The 18,001-nt window shown below is 37.7% G+C and carries 15 protein-coding genes and 2 pseudogenes; 9 read left to right on the top strand and 8 right to left on the bottom strand.

From position 1 onward, the window contains the following. Positions 1-214: 214 nt before the first annotated feature. The 3 genes and pseudogenes from MHB51_RS09790 to MHB51_RS09780 form a co-directional block, all read right to left on the bottom strand. A pseudogene (locus MHB51_RS09790) lies at positions 215-517 on the bottom strand (integrase core domain-containing protein); the annotation flags it as partial. 375 nt (positions 518-892) lie between these two features. Beyond that, positions 893-1,723: a CPBP family intramembrane glutamic endopeptidase gene (locus tag MHB51_RS09785; RefSeq protein ID WP_342558041.1), complete on the bottom strand. Its 831-nt coding sequence runs from the start codon at positions 1,721-1,723 to the stop codon at positions 893-895. Positions 1,724-1,728: 5 nt separating this feature from the next. Beyond that, complete coding sequence (locus MHB51_RS09780) at positions 1,729-2,304, bottom strand: TetR/AcrR family transcriptional regulator (protein ID WP_066167943.1); 576 nt, start codon at positions 2,302-2,304, stop codon at positions 1,729-1,731. Positions 2,305-2,573: 269 nt separating this feature from the next. Between MHB51_RS09780 and MHB51_RS09775 the strand changes: the two genes are divergently transcribed. Beyond that, positions 2,574-3,122: an RNA polymerase sigma factor gene (locus MHB51_RS09775; protein ID WP_066167946.1), complete on the top strand. Its 549-nt coding sequence runs from the start codon at positions 2,574-2,576 to the stop codon at positions 3,120-3,122. Positions 3,123-3,330: 208 nt separating this feature from the next. On the opposite strand, the gene MHB51_RS09770 is transcribed toward MHB51_RS09775, so the two are convergent. The 5 genes from MHB51_RS09770 to MHB51_RS09750 form a co-directional block, all read right to left on the bottom strand. Next, a complete protein-coding gene (locus MHB51_RS09770; RefSeq protein WP_066167949.1) occupies positions 3,331-3,759 on the bottom strand; it encodes a MarR family transcriptional regulator in 429 nt (142 codons plus the stop codon). A gap of 42 nt (positions 3,760-3,801) precedes the next feature. After that, a complete protein-coding gene (gene spx / locus MHB51_RS09765) occupies positions 3,802-4,203 on the bottom strand; it encodes a transcriptional regulator Spx (RefSeq protein WP_066167952.1) in 402 nt (133 codons plus the stop codon). Between the two features lie 457 nt (positions 4,204-4,660). Further along, on the bottom strand, positions 4,661-6,235 hold the full coding sequence (locus MHB51_RS09760; RefSeq protein WP_107941966.1) for an ABC-F family ATP-binding cassette domain-containing protein: 1,575 nt from the start codon (positions 6,233-6,235) through the stop codon (positions 4,661-4,663). A 64-nt stretch (positions 6,236-6,299) separates the two neighbouring features. After that, positions 6,300-6,485, bottom strand: a complete 186-nt coding sequence (locus MHB51_RS09755; protein WP_066167958.1) for an SE1832 family protein — start codon at positions 6,483-6,485, stop codon at positions 6,300-6,302. A 61-nt stretch (positions 6,486-6,546) separates the two neighbouring features. Then, positions 6,547-7,563 (bottom strand): CMP-N-acetylneuraminic acid synthetase, encoded by a 1,017-nt coding sequence (locus MHB51_RS09750; protein WP_107941967.1) that lies wholly within the window; start codon positions 7,561-7,563, stop codon positions 6,547-6,549. Positions 7,564-7,662: 99 nt separating this feature from the next. Between MHB51_RS09750 and MHB51_RS09745 the strand changes: the two genes are divergently transcribed. From MHB51_RS09745 to MHB51_RS09710, 8 genes and pseudogenes are all read left to right on the top strand, one after another. Beyond that, positions 7,663-8,478, top strand: coding sequence for an NAD(P)H-binding protein (locus tag MHB51_RS09745; protein WP_342558040.1), 816 nt, complete (start codon positions 7,663-7,665; stop codon positions 8,476-8,478). A gap of 107 nt (positions 8,479-8,585) precedes the next feature. Next, positions 8,586-9,140 carry an NADPH-dependent FMN reductase gene (locus MHB51_RS09740; protein ID WP_066167966.1) on the top strand — a complete coding sequence of 185 codons (555 nt, stop codon included), beginning with the start codon at positions 8,586-8,588 and terminating at the stop codon, positions 9,138-9,140. 601 nt (positions 9,141-9,741) lie between these two features. After that, positions 9,742-9,902: pseudogene (locus MHB51_RS09735) on the top strand (copper homeostasis protein CutC); the annotation flags it as partial. Positions 9,903-9,970: 68 nt separating this feature from the next. Further along, positions 9,971-12,832 carry a hypothetical protein gene (locus MHB51_RS09730; RefSeq protein ID WP_342558039.1) on the top strand — a complete coding sequence of 954 codons (2,862 nt, stop codon included), beginning with the start codon at positions 9,971-9,973 and terminating at the stop codon, positions 12,830-12,832. A 230-nt stretch (positions 12,833-13,062) separates the two neighbouring features. After that, positions 13,063-14,418, top strand: a complete 1,356-nt coding sequence (locus MHB51_RS09725) for a Sau3AI family type II restriction endonuclease (protein ID WP_342558038.1) — start codon at positions 13,063-13,065, stop codon at positions 14,416-14,418. 200 nt (positions 14,419-14,618) lie between these two features. Further along, the gene (gene dcm / locus MHB51_RS09720; RefSeq protein ID WP_342558037.1) at positions 14,619-15,866 is read left to right on the top strand and encodes a DNA (cytosine-5-)-methyltransferase; all 1,248 of its coding nucleotides are present in this window, start codon (positions 14,619-14,621) and stop codon (positions 15,864-15,866) included. 207 nt (positions 15,867-16,073) lie between these two features. After that, complete coding sequence (locus MHB51_RS09715; protein WP_342558036.1) at positions 16,074-17,168, top strand: extracellular solute-binding protein; 1,095 nt, start codon at positions 16,074-16,076, stop codon at positions 17,166-17,168. Further along, on the top strand, positions 17,158-17,982 hold the full coding sequence (locus MHB51_RS09710) for an alkaline phosphatase family protein (RefSeq protein ID WP_342558035.1): 825 nt from the start codon (positions 17,158-17,160) through the stop codon (positions 17,980-17,982). Before MHB51_RS09715 ends, MHB51_RS09710 begins: the two co-directional genes overlap by 11 nt. Positions 17,983-18,001 lie beyond the last annotated feature (19 nt).

The following is an 18,001-nucleotide window of genomic DNA, read 5'->3' as shown; positions in this document are numbered from 1 at the left end:
ACGCATATAAACACTAAGAACCTTGGATCTACGTCAACACCCTCAACTTAATTTTTTTGTCGCGCAACATCCATTTGGGAGTGTTCCACATGCCTAGTAACCCGTCAAAGTGAAAAGAGCCTTTGACCGCCTACTCGGGATGTAGAGCGGAAAATGCATGTAAGTTGCGCGCCAAAAATGTGTTGGGGTAGATTTCTTTGTACCCTAGTTTTTTTTACGCTGCTGCTCGGCACATTCTTTCGTATTTATCGAGTGTGAAATAGTCGACGCTACCGTGAATGCGCTTGCGATTATACCAACCTTCGATGTATTTGAATAAAGCGGTACGTGCCGTTTCGAAGCTGTCATAGCGCGTTCTGTACACTTCTTCTTTTTTCAATGTTGCGTGAAACGATTCGATGCATGCATTATCATAGGGACAACCTTTACGGCTAAACGAAGGAGTCATTCCATACTTTTTCAGTTATTTTAAGGCACCTGCACTTGTATATTGTGAGCCTAAGTCTAGTGTGTACAATGAGTCCAGGCGCTTGTGTTTTGCAAAATGAAAGATTTTTTCGTTGAAAAACACATTCCCATTTTTAAAACTTAATATATACAGATTATTAAACAAGCCATTAAGACGTCCACAATAGCTAATGTGAGTGCTTTCATATAAAAAGATTGAATTAGATTGCCTCAAGTTGTTATAATTCAAACATTTCTACACATCACCAACCTCTATTAGCCCCAATTAAAAGCTATTCCATGCCCAGAAATGCATAATAAACATAATATTAGAAACATCTTAAACCCTTGATACATAAAGCTTCCTAAGCCATTTCATGCCCCTGTTTGCAAAGTCGAGAAATGGAAATAGTATAGCATAAGGAGGCTAGAAAGTATTAATATATCAGCGTAATGAAGGGATATATCTTTTTCTTATCTTCCGTAAAGCTAAACCAATTGCTAAGTACAATAATGTCGTCACAATCCCTGCTGTTGGTGAGACGAAAAATTCCTTGTTCTGTGCAATTGAAATGTAACCGTCTAGCATCAATGGATTAATTAGGGCATCCTCTGTGGCATGCATAAGAACAAGTGGCCAAATACTTCGTGTTATTAAATAAATTTCTGTATACATAATTGTCCAGACAATCATTGTTACAATACCGATAATGGTAAAGACCAACCGATTAACGGGGAGTACACTCGCAATATCACTATCTGATAAAAATACAAGGAAGTAAGGGATATGCCATGCCCCCCAAACGACTCCAACTGTAACATAAAGCCAGAAATCATTTAGTTTAAATTGAAGCAGTTTACTCGTTAAATAACCTCTCCAAACAGATTCCTCAAAAATATTTTTTATAAATTGAATGAAAAATACACTAACGAAAGCAGAACTAATAGCTTGAAAATTGAAATTGGAAAAATCCATCCATCCAGTTAGATAGCCAAATGATAATAAAAGAAATGTTGTAATGGGGTAAATTAGAAATGCTACAAGATACCATTTCGCATTACCTTTTAAATTTAGTGCAAGCCCCATATCTCTCCAGCCATCACCTGCAAATGCTCGTAAAAAAATCGTAGTAAGCAAAGGTAAAATTAGCCAAATACCCATTCCAAGTGTGTTGCCATTAGGTTGCTCAGGTATAAAATGGTCAATTATCACACCGAGCCAGCCGCATAGTAAAGCAATTACAACAAAAATAATGATATTTCTTTTCGTTTGCATTTTTTTTACCTCCTAATAATATCGATAATCCACTCTGCATCAGGACAAGGGGCGTTGGGATGTAAGGCAATATGCTGTGCTATGCCTTGTAAGGAATTCCAAAAGGCGATAGCTAGCGCTTGTGGGTTACCATCCTTTATTTCATTTAAACGTTGACCTTCCTCAATAAGTGAAATACTTTTGGTAATTAATTTATCTGCTTCAGCCAGCATTTCTTTGATGTCTGATGGCAAAGAATCTAAATGCTGCGCGTTTTCCATTAAGACAAACATTTTAGCTGCAAAAGGGTTAGCGCTAATTGTTTGGAAAATGTCCTCAGCAACATATTGAAAAGTTCTTAATGGAGATACCGCTGCGGCATGTAGCTCCATTTTCAATTTCTCACTTCCAATCCGAATTAAAGCTTCATATAATTTTTCTTTTGATTCGAAATAATAGAAGAGCAATCCCATACTCATATTGGCGGCTTTGGCAATATCAGCGATTTTTGTTTCTCCATAGCCTTTACGAATAAATAAATCTAAGGCTGTTTGTAAAATAAGCTGCCGTCTTTGTTCTTTTTGTTGTTGTCTAGTGTTCATATTGATAACCTCTTTATTAAATTTATTTTCATTGAATATATATTCAATGAAATGGACGCAAATTCCTCCTTTGAAGGAATAAAATTTTAAAAAAAGGGTATAAGGATTTTTGAATAGAGGTATAACTTGACGAAGAAGGCATACATAATTTGTAGGTGACATGGAAGCTTACATGATTGTAAGGAAATTGAAAGTAAATCCGATAGAGCGTAAGGAACATTTTTGCGAAAATGAGGTTAATGAAGCAGAATGAACGGAGGCAATAACTAATGAATGAAATGTTAACGAAAGTTTATGACGAATATAATCGCTATATATACCATCTTTGCTTAAAGCTTACACGCAACACAATAGAGGCGGAAGATTTAATGCAAGAAGTATGGGTAAAGGTAGTACGCTATGAAGCAACGATTGAACAAGTTGACCATGTCAAAGCATGGCTAACAACAATTACAATGAATACATTCCGCGACCGCTATCGCAAAAATGTAAGACGTAGTAAGTATATGATGAACCAACCTGAACAATTAGACGTTCCGATTTTAGATTTGGTTCCCAATAATGAGGTTTCAACAGAGGAGCAAGTCGAGAAAGTGGAAATCACAAAGATTGTGCAAGAGAAAATGCACGAGCTTGATGCTATTTATCAAAAAACATTATGGTATTTCTATGTAGACCAATATTCATTAGCTGAAATCTCGGCATTAATGAAGGTATCCATTGGTACTGTTAAATCGCGCCTATTCCGCGCGAAAGCACGCTTAAAAGAAATGCTATTAGCAGATCATAAACTAGTAGATGTCGTCCTACCTGCTTAAAGGGTAGGGCGATTTTTTAACTTGGGTTTTGAGACGAACGTGGAATAAATTCGAAAAAACATGGAATAAACTCTGGAAAACATGGAATAAATCCTGAAAAATGTGGAATAAATGAGGCGATTCAATCAAATAGAGCACGTTGCTGTGAGATAGCAGCACACAAAAGCGTCCAAAAAGCCGGCAATGGCGCGGCATTTTGGACGCTTTGTTATTTAAAATTTGCGCATTTGATAAAGATACGGCGTAAGCTTTCGATTTCTTCCTCTGATAGCATGCCGAAAAGCTGATGGATTAAGGTGTTTACTTGTTCGCGCGATTGATTTAATACATCTCTGCCAGATGCTGTAATCGTAATTTGCGAGGCGCGGCGATCGTTTTCGTTTTGTGCTTTTTCGATAAAGCCAGATTTTAAAAGCTTTGTTGTTAATACGGTAACGCCACCTGTTGTTACTTTTAAATGCTCGGCAATAGCAGAGGGGCGCTTTGGCCCTTCATTTGCTAAAAAATCTAAAATTAAAATATGTGATTTGGAAAAGCCAAGTTCATTTAAGCTATTCCATTCATTTGCAATTCTACGTTCTAAGGCAGCTACTGCTTCGAAAAGTGGTGTTAAATGCTCATGTTTATAGTCACCCATGTTTGTCATCTCCAAATTTTCTTTCATACAAAAAAAGGCGACTTATTCAACCGCCAATTTTTGCAAAGCATTCAGCTCAAACGCACGTACTTTACGTGGGATGAAGCGACGAATATCCATTTCATTATAACCAACTTGAATGCGTTTTTCATCGAGTAAAATAGGACTACGCAGCATACGTGGGTATTTTTGAATTAATGCATAGAGCTCCTGAATTGAAAGTTGCTCGATATCAATATCAAGATTTTTGAAATCGTTCGAGTTTGTTGCAATAATTTCATCTGTTCCATCTTCAGTCATACTTAAAATATTTTTAAACTCAGCTAATGTTAGCGGCTGAGAAGTGATGCGTTTCTCATTATATGAAATATTGTTTTCGTTTAACCATTTAAGTGCTTTTCGTGATGAGGAACAGCTTGATTGCGTGTAAATTGTTACTGACATAATGAATTCCTCTCTTCCTTTACATTGGTAACTTACTTGTAAGGTAATTACTTATATTTATATCTTACAACTAAGTTAATTGTAATGCAATAATTTTTTTTATTTTTTTAAATTACGTCACAGCTAACTTTTATTCAAATTCTCCCCGAGTAAGCAAGGAAAAATTTTGAGAAAAGCGGCTGTTTATTTGTATATTCCGCAATGGTAGAATATATGCCTTTGATTACCTAATTAATGTATACCCGCTTTGTTACTAATATATACGTCAAAAAGATAAAAAAGTTTCATAGAATATGAAAAAAATAAGAGAGGATATGGGAAAAGGGGATGTGTAGAGGCGTTTATCAATATAGTTCAATATAAATTCAAAAGCATGGTGCTAGATTCACTGTTTACAGCTTTTTAATAAAAAACGAAACGTCCGAAAGGCATTGCTTTTCGGACGCCTTAGCTTGTCTTATTCTTCTTCTAATTCAATTGTACGGCCTGTTGTAAACCAGTCCTGTACATTCCAAACTTTTGTGGCAAGACCTTCATAAAAATCTGGCTCATGTGATACGAGAACGATTGTGCCTTTGAATTCCTTCATTGCACGCTTTAATTCCTCTTTAGCATCTACATCTAAATGATTCGTTGGCTCGTCAAAGATTAACCAGTTGGCTTCGTTCATCATCAGCTTGCAAAGGCGAACCTTTGCTTGCTCGCCCCCTGATAATGAGTTAAGTGGGCGTGTAATATGCTCTGTTTTTAAGCCTGCGCGGGCAAGGGCTGCACGTACTTGTGCTTGCTCCATTGATGGAAAGGCATTCCACACATCGTCAATGGGTGTTATTTTTTCAGCCTTTACCTCCTGCTCAAAGTAGGAAGGGTATAAATAGTCACCACGAATAACTTTACCGCCAAGTGGATTAATTTTACCTAGCATCGTTTTTAATAGAGTAGATTTTCCGACACCGTTCATTCCAACAAGCGCGATTTTTTCCCCACGCTCAATCTGGAATGTGAGTGGCGGTAGTAACGGCTTGTCATAGCCGATTAGTAAGCTTTCTGCTTCTACTACATAACGGCTAGAGGAACGTGCCTCCTTAAAGCCGAATTCCGGCTTCACTGCCGTTTCAGGACGGTCAATGCGCTCAAGGCGATCAAGCTGCTTGGCACGCGATTTTGCACGACCAGTTGTTGAGTAGCGTGCCTTGTTTTTCGCGATAAAATCCTCTTGTTTTTTAATGAATTCTTGCTGCTTTTCATACGCTTCAATATGCTGCCGCTTATTAATTTCAGCAAGCTCTAAAAACTTCTCATAGGTTGCTGTATAGCGATTCATTTTTGAAAATTCTAAATGGAAAATAACATCGACAACCTCGTTCATAAACTCTGTATCATGTGAAATTAATAAAAAGGCATATGGATAGCTCTTTAAATAGTTTTTCAGCCAAGAAACATGTTCTTCATCCAAATAGTTTGTCGGCTCGTCTAGCAATAATACTTTTGGTTTTTCTAAAAGTAGCTTTGCTAGTAACACCTTTGTGCGTTGACCACCAGAAAGTGCAGCAACATCACGCTCTAAGCCGATTGCATCTAGACCAAGTCCGCGAGCTACCTCTTCCACTTTCATATCTAATGTATAAAAATCACCTGCATCAAGCGCATCTTGGACCTCTGCCATGTCTTCTAATAATTTTTCTAGCTCCTCAGGCGTAGCCTCGCCCATTTTAGCTGCGATTTCGTTGAGTTCTTCTTCTTTTTTATAAAGTGGTAAAAAAGCATCCTGCAGTACATCGCGCATTGTGCGTCCAGCCGTTAATACGGCATGCTGGTCTAAGTAGCCATAGTGTGTGCCAGGCAACCATTCTACTTTTCCTGTATCATGAATTTGCTGACCTGTAATGATGCCCATTAATGTAGATTTACCTACACCATTTGCACCGACAAGACCAATGTGGTCGCCCTCTACGATGCGGAATGATACATCTTTAAAAAGTGTGCGGTCACCAAATGAATGACCTAAGTTTTCAACTGTTAGTATTGCCATATCGTTTCCCCCGATAGTTAATGTGAGTTTTAATAATATGAATGAAGAAAAAAACTCGCGGGTTTTATAACGCCGCGAGCTGCTTATTCAATTCTGCAAGTCGTGCTTCCATATTTTCTAGACGTGTTAATGCTTGTTTAACGGAATCCTCATGACCTAATGATTCAAGCTTCTCCATATCACCTTGTAAATTAACATAATCCATTTTTAGTTCGGCAATTTGTTGCTGTATTTGAGCTTTTGTTAGCATGGATATTAACCTACCTTCAATATTTGCTATCGTAAATTATAGCATAGAAAAAGCACTATACTCAAATGTGGATAATTTCATGACGTGCGTATGCTAAATCGAGTAGAAGCTGCTTTAATGCTTCATTACTTGTGCGTAAATCGAGTGTGCGCTGCTTATAAATTGCACGTTCACATCGTGCCTCATGTAAGACAAATTCCATCACTGCGTTTTGGATTGTTGATTGCTTCATTTTGCGTCCAAGACCTAAATGAACGAAGCCATTATGCTCGCGATTTAAGTTATTCGATAGCTCGCGTTCATTTTGTGCCGCTGTAATGCATGGAATGCCAATTGTGGCAACTTTATAAGGTGTGTAATTAGCGTTGCAAACAACAATATCCGCAGTAGGAAGCAGCGATAAAAGTGCGTTTGGATGTTGGTGAATGGAAGTGTGGCGACGGCTCAGTACCATCATTTGTAAATCTTCTACGGAATGACGGTAGTTTTCATCGATAGCGACAGAAATTTTTAGTGGAATGTGTAGCTGTGTTAAATGGCGTAGTGTGCGATAAGTCAAATTGTTCTCATCGCCATCCTCAAATGCAATGACGATATGTGGTAAGTCATTTTTTAGCTTGTCCTCAAAGGAGATTTGTAATAGCTCACTCGGTGTCGCAAAGGCAAAGTTGCCAACTAGCATATTGGCTGGAATCATCTCCTGTGTTTCCTCGCGCAACGCAACGATATGGCAGTCAGCAAGCTCTGCTCCTTCGCCACGATCATCAAAATGCACAAGCGTATGGCAATGAGCTTTGAGCAACTGCACCTGCTCTACAGTAGAATCATTGCCATCATAAATAATTAAATCAAAATGCTGCTGTGCTAGTTTATTTGCAAGCTCATTATAATTTTTAAAAATGGTAGGGGAGCTATTTAACAGCTCTAAAAGATGACTTTCATTGCCCTTTAGAAAAATCGAAATATGCTCTGCTGCTAGCAAGTCATGCATAATAGCTACTCGTTCAAATGGGTAATAGCCTTTCCACTCACTATATTCTAAAATGAAGGCGATGTTTTTTTGTTGTTCATTTTGCATAGCTTATCCATCCTTTCTCGTTTCTACATAAAATATGGTGAAATTTCCTGAAGTATGTGTGAAAATTAAAAGAATAGGAGAAAAAGAGGGGGAGAACTTATGGGGATGCGCTCAGCTATCGTTGTAGGTGCGACAGGACTAGTCGGCTCAGAGCTTGTAAAACAATTATGTGAAAGTGATGAATATGTAGCGGTGACAGTTATTGCGCGTAGAGCGTTAGACTACTCGCACCCCAAATTAGTTGTGAAAGTACGCGCATTTGAAGAGCTTGCGGAAAGTGATATGGAATTTGCGCATGAAATCTTTTGCTGCTTAGGCACAACGATAAAAAAAGCTGGCTCGCGTGAAGTATTTGAGAAGATTGATGTTGAATACCCTGTACAAATTGCAGCACTTGCAAAAAATCGTGGCATCCAACATATGCTTGTCATATCAGCAATGGGCGCGAATGAAAAATCCTTTGCATACTATAATCGAGTGAAGGGCAAAATGGAAAAAGAGCTAATAGAGATTGAGTTACCTCAACTTTCAATTATCCGTCCATCACTGTTAGTAGGCAATCGCTCAGAGTTTCGCCTAGGTGAAAAAATAGGGGAAGCTGCATTAGCAGTGCTAAATCCAATATTAATAGGTCCTCTAAAGAAGTATCGCTCTATTGCGGCAAAGCAAGTAGCACTTGCCATGATGGTTATTGCACTACAGGGCAAAAAATCGAAAGTAGCAATCTACCCATCAAATGAGCTTGCACAAATGGTGATGCCTGAACCAGAGAAGGAACTAGAAATAAAGCGTGAGGATGTGTTCAATTGGGACAAGCTTAAATCGAATGAGCTAGAACCATTAAATGAGGAGCTTACATTCGACAAATCTAAAATGGAAAAATACAAGGTGAAGCAGGATACGCCAAAAGACTGAAATTATGTTTTTCCAAATCAGTACCCTGTTCGACAACGTTTGCATCTGCTACAATAGGTGACGTAGTAAATACCGATTTGTTAACAAGGAATAGCGGAGGTTGGAAAATGAAAATTTTACTCGTTGACGGTACAGTCTTTGGTCGCAAAACAGGCGCCGTTCTGCAACAAGTTGAAAAATATATTCAGGAATATAACAAAGACTTAAAGCTAGAGCTGTTGTATTTCTCAGACTTAAAGCACCAAATTTTAGATGGTAGCCCTCTAAATGAGGATATGCAAATGATGATTAAGAAATTTGAGGAAGCAGATGGCTATGTTATCGCATCTCCAATTTTCCAAGCATCTATCCCTGGCGTATTGAAAAATGCTTTTGATATGATTAGTCCAAAAGCAATGCGCTACAAGCCAGTCGCAATGATTGCTAACGGTGGCACATATCAGCATCATTTAGTAATCGAAAATCAGCTCAAGCCAATTTTAGATTATTTCCGATGTCTAGTGACACCGAACTATGTTTATACACACGCAGACCATTTTGATGCAGACAATAATATTATTGATAACGATGTGCACAATCGCCTTCGCGAGCTTGCACGCGTTTTCGTTCAATATTGTGAAATGAGCAAAGGCTTATGCAAGGAGCCGGTAGATACACCCTAATTAAGCAATAAAGGAGGCTGTCCAAAAAGCCGTGCATAGCCGGCATTTTGGACAGTAGCGATGATGTTTCATAATTCATATAAACAGAAAATTCCTCTTTTAAAATTGTGATGAACATTGGCTTTAGCAGTGTACTCCTTCAGTAAAAGTGAAGCGATGAATACATTGATTTCAATGCGATGTCAAAACAAAATGGACTTTTCGGACAACTCCTTCGTTTACAGACTAAATATTCACTAAAACCAATTTGTACAATACGCGATTACAAAAAAGCGTCCCAAAATAGCTTTCGGACGCCTTTTTTGTGTTGAAAATTAGCATATAAAAAGCTGTATTTTAGGATTTTACAACCGATTAAGAAAGGGGCGGATGGAATGATTGTGTTGAACGATGCTATAGTTACTACTTTTGAAGCTATCTCAAAAGCCAAGCTTTCCTCATCAGTCAAAAATACACTTTACGCTTATTTTAAATTCAAAAAAAAGCTGCAAATTCAGTGTTTTTGCTGTTCTTCAAGAACCCTCTTACTATTTTAACGTCCCCTTCAAATTCTGTTTTCACATAGCAACTACGCTAAAGTGATGAAAAGGGGGGTGGAATAATGAGTAAAATTGAAGCAATTGTATTAAATGAAGAGGATGCAAAAATTACTGAGGCCTATGGGGCGAATCGATTAGAGTTAGTTTCCGCTATTAATGCGGGGGATTAACGCCAAGCTATGGGACAATCAAGCAGGTTGTGAAGAGTGTTCAAATTCCTATTTTTTAGAAAAATATTAAAGTGCAAAGGAATTTACCCGATATAGATGATGAAGTAGAGGAGGTTGGAAAATGAATAAAAAACTATTTTTTACTTTGGGGGCAGTGCCTATCGTGATGATAGCACCTACTATTGCATACGGTGAAGAAATACAAACTGTATCGCTTACAGGAGATAAAATTGTTAATGCAACATTGAAGGCGACAATTGAAAACCTACCTGCCAAATCGATTGTTAAGGGCTACCAATGGTATTATGCAGAAAGTGTAGTTGGTGAAAATTCAAGCGGCTCTACATATAAGCCGATAATCGGTGCCACAACAGCGGCACTAAAAGTACCAGTAGAGGCGGCTGGACGCTCTATTTTTGTAGAGGCGACGACAACAGAGGGGATTAAATATAAAAGCGAGCCTGTCAAAATTAATGAGCTGCAGCTAGAGATTACAGCACCGAGGCTAAATGATTACGCTGTACCGGGCGAAACGATAAAAGCTTCAGGGGCAAGTGTAACAGATGCTATGGGAGCAAAGCTTGAAAGCGGGCAAATTACATACAGCTATCAATGGTTTTACAAGGTTGGAGAATCATTTACGATTATTGATGGCGCAACAAACAGCACCTATACAATTGCAAAAGATGCACTTGATAAAGATGTACAGCATCTTATCGTGAGGGTAAAGGCGAAGGTAGGAAGCGCTGTTATCGAGTCTGATATTTCAAACACACTAACGATTTCCAATGGATCCGTAGATTCAATGATTGCTGAAATCCAAGAGATTTTTGTTAATGATTATAAATATAATTTTACATCACTTTCATCATTCAAAGCGGATGTAACTTCTTTAGAGAGTAAATATCAAGCGTTATCAGCAGCCGCAAAAGAGAATATAACAAACTATTCGGCGCTAAAACGCGCATTAGCAGATGTAGAGACGATTGAGAAGCTATATGAAAAAGTAAATAAAGTAGATGAAATTGAAGAAAAAGACAAGGCGAAATATATACAAGATATTGAGGAAGCTTACAATAAGTTAGATTTATTACAGCGAAGCCTTGATCCACAAGAAGCTCTATATACAGATATTAAAAACTTACTCGATAACCGTACAAACGAGGAATTTAAAGAAGTAAGAAAAATTAATGAAGCAATCCAAGCCTTATTAGTATACGAAGCATCTTACGTAAAGTACAATGCGGCAGATGTTACGAACTTGCAAGCGATGATTGATACCCTTGATAAAGATATTGCTGCATTATCACAAAACGCACAGGCTGCTGTGCGTAACCAAGCCATTTTACAAGACGCAAAGCAAGATATTAAAAAAGTGCAGCAATTTATAAAGTCATTCGATAAATTATCATTAAAGGATACGCCAAATAAGCAAGTAACGACTGCAAAATCAATTCGCACAGCCTATGAGAAGCTAACATATAGGCAAGCACAGTTAGTAACAGACGAATGGATGGCTTTATTATGGCATGCAGAAAGCGCAGAGGAGCAGCAAATTGCACAATTAAATAGTGAAATTGCAGACTATGTAGGAAACCTTGGTAGCCGTTATCTAATAAATCCTTCAAGCACTTCGTGGCAAAGTCATGTTAACAATGTTGACCGCCTTGTTGCTGAATATAAAGGATTAACGAAAAATTCGACTACACAAATTATCGGATACAGTCAGCTAGTAACGCTGCAAAAGGATTTGAAAACAGCACTGAAAGTGATTCAAAGCATTGATGCCTACCAAAAGCTTTCAGAAACAAAAGGTGTGGCGAGTAATAAGCTCCAATCGACTTATACGAGTGCATTAAAGGCATATAATAAATTAACAAGCTTACAGCAATCACTTGTATATAATGCCGATGAATTTTTGAAAAATGCTCCAACAGCATCTGTTGACCCAGGTAAACAAGAGCCTACCGATAAGGCTGCAGCTGACAAGCTCGTTTCTGATATTGATAAGCTTGCAAATATTAAAAATTACACATTTGCAACATTTGAAGATGCGGTGAATTCAGCATCAACGATTTATAAAAACTTATCCTCAAGTGCGCGTAAGTATGTGACAAACTATTCTATTTTAACGGCTGCTAGCAAGGACCTTTCGGGTGCCAAATCATTCCACAAAAAGGTGCAGGCTGCAAGAGAAGAAACTGACGTGAAAAAGCAGTCTAAAAAAATCGAGTCAGTTCAAAAAGCATATGACAAGCTCCCTGCTAACCAACAATATTTAGCAAAACAGCAATATGAGGACCTATTAGCAAATCGCTTAGTTGATAAAAATGCACCAAACTTGGCGCAATTAAATAATGACATTGCCGCAATAATAGTAAACGATATGTATGTCATATCAGTTGAAAAAATCAATGAATTATCGACACAATACAATAAATTAAGCGCTGCTGATAAAAAAACAGTAACCAACTATCCGATTTTAAAAGCAGCTGTATCGGATGCTAAAAAAGCAACAACATTTATAGCACAATACGAAAAATCATTTGCTTCGAATCCGAGCACTGTCATTAAAGCTTTTTCAAAGCTCACAACGAAGCAAGCAAGTCTAGTGAGTCCAGCAATTCGACAAGCAATCATTACCAAGGAAAAAGAGCTCCAATCCTCCGAGGTCGTAGTTACATTAATCGAATCAATTGATGGGCTACTTATCAAAGGCGAATACATCGCCAATCTAGAGACTAAAGTAAAAGAGCTACGCACAATTTACGATAGCTTAAACGCCAGCGACAAAAAAACAATCAAAAACTACAAAAAGCTAACAGAAGCAGAAAGTGACTTGAAAAAGGTTGCAGATGTACACGCACTATATGTACCAGCAAATGGCGATGAACAGAAACGAAAAGCCTGGAAAACTGCCTACAGCAAGCTATCCAAACGACTAGAATTGCTATATAAACAAACACATCCAAGTGATGTATAAATTAAAATAAAGCACCAGAAATCCAAGTGGAAACTTGTTTTTCTGGTGCTTTTATTTATGCGGTGTGTGAAGAGCAGGATTTGATGTACTGATTGTTGCTTTTGTTGGAGGAATTTCTCAGTATACAAATACCTAAATTTTAATTTTTCGTAATGATAGGTTATTTGGAACTTTTTCATTATATAAAGTATGCTATATATACTTATAAAATTTTCCAATGAGGTGATTAGATGCTATATAAAACTGAAACTGAATTAATGAAAAAAGCGAAAGAAGCAATTGGAAAAACATTTAACGAAATTGATCAAAATAATCGATTAGGGAAAGGACAAAAGGGGGGCTTTGGTCATATTATCGAGGAAAGCCATTTTGGTTATGAGATAAATAGCAATACGGAGCCTGATTTTAAAAATTTAGGTATTGAATTAAAAGTGACGGCATTTAAGAAAAATAAAAATGGAACAATATCTGCCAAAGAGAGACTCGTACTTAATATCATTAATTATATGGAAGAAGTTCATGAGCAGTTCGAAACATCTAGTTTTTGGAATAAAAATCGTAAGCTATTGCTAATGTTCTATGAATGGCAAACTGAGTTGGAGCATGGTGAATTTCGTATTATTGAAACAATATTATATGAGTATCCCGAGGAAGATTTAATTATTATTAAAAAGGATTGGGCGTATATCATTCGTAAAATTCAATCGGGTGAGGCACATTTATTGTCTGAGGGAGATACGCAGTACCTAGGAGCTTGTACGAAAGGAGCAAATAAATCATCTGTACGCCAACAGCCATATTCTAATATATTAGCTCCCCAACGTGCATTTTCCTTAAAACAATCTTATATGACTTCAATTATGAGAGAACATATTACAAAAGAAAAATTAATTTACTTTGCATCTAAACAGGAGTTAATAGAAAAAACGATTGAGGAGCTTTTACACGAACGTTTTGCTCCGTATATTGGTTTAACTCAAAAGGAGATGGCAACTCGATTAGCTGTTCCTTTTGATTCCCAAAATAAAGCGTTTATACCTAAATTAATTAGCTCCTTATTAGGTGTAGAAGGAACAAAGCTTGATAAAATTGCTGAATTTGCAAAAGCTAATATTCAATTCAAAACGGTACGTTTGAAGCAAAACGCTATACCTAAAGAACATATGTCATTTGTCAATATTAATTTTAAAGAAATTGTCGAGGAGAACTGGGAAGAGAGCTATATTAGAAATTATTTTTTAGAAACGCAGTTGCTTTTTGTTGTGTTTCAATTTAATGAATGGGATGAACTTATTTTTAAAGGGATAAAGCTTTGGCATATGCCGCTAGAAACAATTGAGCGTGAATTGTGGGGGTATTGGACAGAAATCCGCAAAGTTGTAAATGAAGGTATTCAGCTTGAGGAGACGAAGCGAGGCATCAAGAATAACTTACCAAATACTAAATTTAATGGTGTACTTCATGTTCGACCGAAAGGAAGAAATGCGGCTGATAAAACAGAATTGCCAGACGGACAATGGATTACAAAGCAGTGTTATTGGTTAAATGCTGAATATATAGCAGGAATTTTAAAAGAAATACGGTGACCATGTGGCTAGTTATATTTTTACATTAGATAGTTTTGATTCCCTAATGGAGAAAGCTGGGGTTAATCGAATGTGAATAGGATATAAACACGAAAAGCATTATGTTTGAGGAAATAGTAGAGTAACTAAAAAAGTTGATCCTTTTGCGAAAATGAATTATAATGGGTTATAATTAACTCTTGCAGAAAGGATGTTCGCTTATGAGAGATACTCTAAATGTTGTCGAGTTGTTTGCGGGCGTGGGGGGATTTCGATTAGGTTTAGAAAAAGCGGACGCAAAAGTATTTAAAACCGTTTGGGCAAACCAGTGGGAGCCATCACGTAAAGCGCAAGAAGCATTTGATTGCTATAAAAAGAATTTTGGTGGAGAGCCAAGTAATGTCGATATAGCTACAGTTCCAAATGAACTATTTAGCAAATTAAATATAGATTTATTAGTAGGGGGATTCCCTTGTCAAGATTATTCGGTAGCTCGCTCATTATCTGGGGAAAAGGGCTTACAAGGCAAAAAGGGAGTGCTGTTTTGGGAAATTAAGCGAGTAATTGAGCATTCACATCCTAAATACGTTTTACTTGAAAATGTAGATCGTCTCCTAAAATCCCCATCTAAGCAAAGAGGTCGGGATTTTGCAGTAATGTTAGCGACATTTCGTGATTTGCAATACAATGTCGAGTGGCGTGTAGTGAATGCTGCCGAATATGGTGCTGCACAAAAACGTAGGCGAGTATTTATTTTTGCTTATAAAAATCAATTAGACTTTGCGGAAGAGCAAATTGAACTAACTGGAAATGATATCGTTTTTAAAGAAGGTTTTTTTGCGAAAACATTCCCAGTTCAAGATGAACCATACAAAGATAGAATAGCCACATGTACATTACCGAAAGATATTTTAGAAATCTCGGATAGCTTTGCATTTGGTTTTCATACATCAGGTATTATGAGAGATGGTGAAGTATTCACAGCCCAAACAGAGGCGAAAAATCCAACTTCCACAGCATTGAAGGATATTTTAAATGATGAATCAATGGTTGATGAACGATTTTATTTAACTGGGGCACAAATAGAAAAGTTTGCTTATTTGCGTGGGCCTAAAAAAATCGAACGTACATCAGCAGATGGACACAAGTATATTTTTTCAGAAGGCGGCATGTCACCAACGGATGAATTAGATAGACCTGGACGCACGATGCTAACGAGTGAGGGCTCTGTGAATCGCAGTACACATATTATTGAAGTAGATAATAGAAAACGATTTTTAACGCCTGTAGAATGTGAACGCTTAAATGGCTTCCCAGATAATTGGACAGCCATGATGCCAGATCGTATGCGCTATTTTTGTATGGGCAATGCTTTGGTTGTAGATTTGGTTGTGAAGATGGGAAAGACAATAATAAACTTAGATAAAAATGAAAAATTAACCTCTGAGCAAATGACAATAAATTTTTAAGTTAATATAATTTTATTTAAAAGGAAACCATTCTGGAAGTTTATATCCCAGAATGGTTTCCTTTTTCAAAATCTGCCCTCCTTTACCCCCCCTTTACACTTTTTACATAACCTTTTTAGTTCGTCCATACTTGCTTAATGTTTGTTTCGTACTATATCAATTGTAAGCAAATAAAAATAAAGGGAAACAAATGGAGGGTCCAATTCGATGACGATTCAAAAATGGTGGAAAAAAGGCTTGGTTGGGGCTTTAGCAATTGCGATGTTAGCAGCTTGTTCTGATGGTTCATCTTCTGCAAATAAAGAAGTGGATAGTAATTTATCGCTAGAGGAAATTGTTAACAAGGCGAAAGAGGAAGGCGAGGTTCATTCTGTAGGGATGCCAGATACTTGGGCAAACTGGGTGGAAACATGGGAAGAGCTAGGTACTGAGTACGGTATTAAGCATACAGATACAGATATGTCGAGCGCAGAGGAGTTAGCGAAGTTTGAGGCAGAGAAGGATGATGCTACAGCTGATATAGGAGATGTAGGTATTGCTTTCGGACCGATTGCAAAAGAGAAGGGCTTAACATTACCATACAAAACATCTTACTGGGATGAGATTCCGGGGTGGGCAAAAGATGATGAGGGGCACTGGATTGTAGGGTATACGGGAACAATTTCATTCATTACAGATAAAAACAATGTTAAAAACCCACCTAAATCATGGGAAGATTTAAAGAATAGCGATTATAAAGTAAGTATTGGCGATGCATTAACGGCGAACCAAGCGCATTTTGCTATTTTAGCGGCAGCGATGGCTTTTGGTGGTGATGAATCAAATATTCAGCCAGGTATTGATTTCTTTGCTGAGCTAGCGAAGGAGGATCGTTTGCAAGGTGGCGATCCAAACGTGGCAACTTTAGAAAAGGGAGAAATCGAAGTGGCGATTGTTTGGGATTTCAATGCACTAGGCTATCGTAGCCAAATCGATGAAAGCCGCTTTGATATAGTAATTCCCGCTGAGTCTTCTGTAACATCTGGTTATGCAACGGTTATTAATAAATATGCGAAAAATCCACATGCTGCGATGCTCGCGCGTGAATATATTTTATCGGATGCTGGACAAGAAAATTTAGCAAAGGGCTATGCACGTCCGATTCGTGAAAATGTAAAACTATCAGATGAAGTAAAAGCATTATTATTACCAGCCGAAATGTATAAAAATACTAAAACAATAAAGGATCAAAAGCAATGGGAAGAGACAACGAAGCAAATTCCGCAATTATATCAGGAACAGGTGTTAATTCATGCAAAATAACAAAGTCGTTTTGATTGTTGTTGACGCACTGCGCTTTGATACGGCTTGTTCACATATGGGTTTTATGCATCATTTAGTTGAACAAAAGATGGCTGCGCGCTATAAAGTTTGTTCGGAAGTGCCCGCATTATCAAGACCTTTGTACGAAACGATTTTAACCGCTACACCACCGCTTGTGCACGGGGTAGTGAGCAATATGATTGTGCGTTTATCAACACAGACAAGCTTATTCCATGTAGCGCAAGCAAATGGCTTAACAACAGCTGCTGCTGCGTATTATTGGGTGAGTGAGCTGTATAATCGAGCGCCGTTTGTTCATATGGAGGACCGTATCCAGCTAGATAAAGAGCTCCCGATTAATAACGGTCTGTTTTATTTTGAGGATCATTACCCAGATAGCCATTTATTTGCGGATGCGGCATGGCTGCTTGATCATAAACAGCCTGACTTCTTATATATTCATCCAATGAATGTGGATGATGATGGGCATAAATATACAGCAGAATCAAGTCAGTATCGTAATCGTGTGCTAGCAACTGATAATTTATTATCATTGTTTATTCCTAAATGTTTAGCGCAAGGCTACGAGGTGGTTGTTACTGCGGATCACGGTATGACGAGTGATGGTAATCATGGTGGGACAGCGGATGAAGACCGACATGTACCGATGTTTGTTATTTCAAATGCGGTCAAGCCAGGTATTCGGGATAGTATCGTGTCACAATTGCAAGTAGCGCCGCTTTGCTGTCACTTGCTTGGTATTGAGCCAGCGGAAAGCATGCCTCCATTATTGTTGAATGGTTTGAGGGCTTAAAATTGGAGAACGTAGAATA

Source organism: Metasolibacillus sp. FSL K6-0083 (assembly GCF_038630865.1).
Classification (GTDB): Bacteria; Bacillota; Bacilli; order Bacillales_A; family Planococcaceae; genus Metasolibacillus; species Metasolibacillus fluoroglycofenilyticus.
This window is presented reverse-complemented; position numbering and strand designations above follow the sequence as displayed.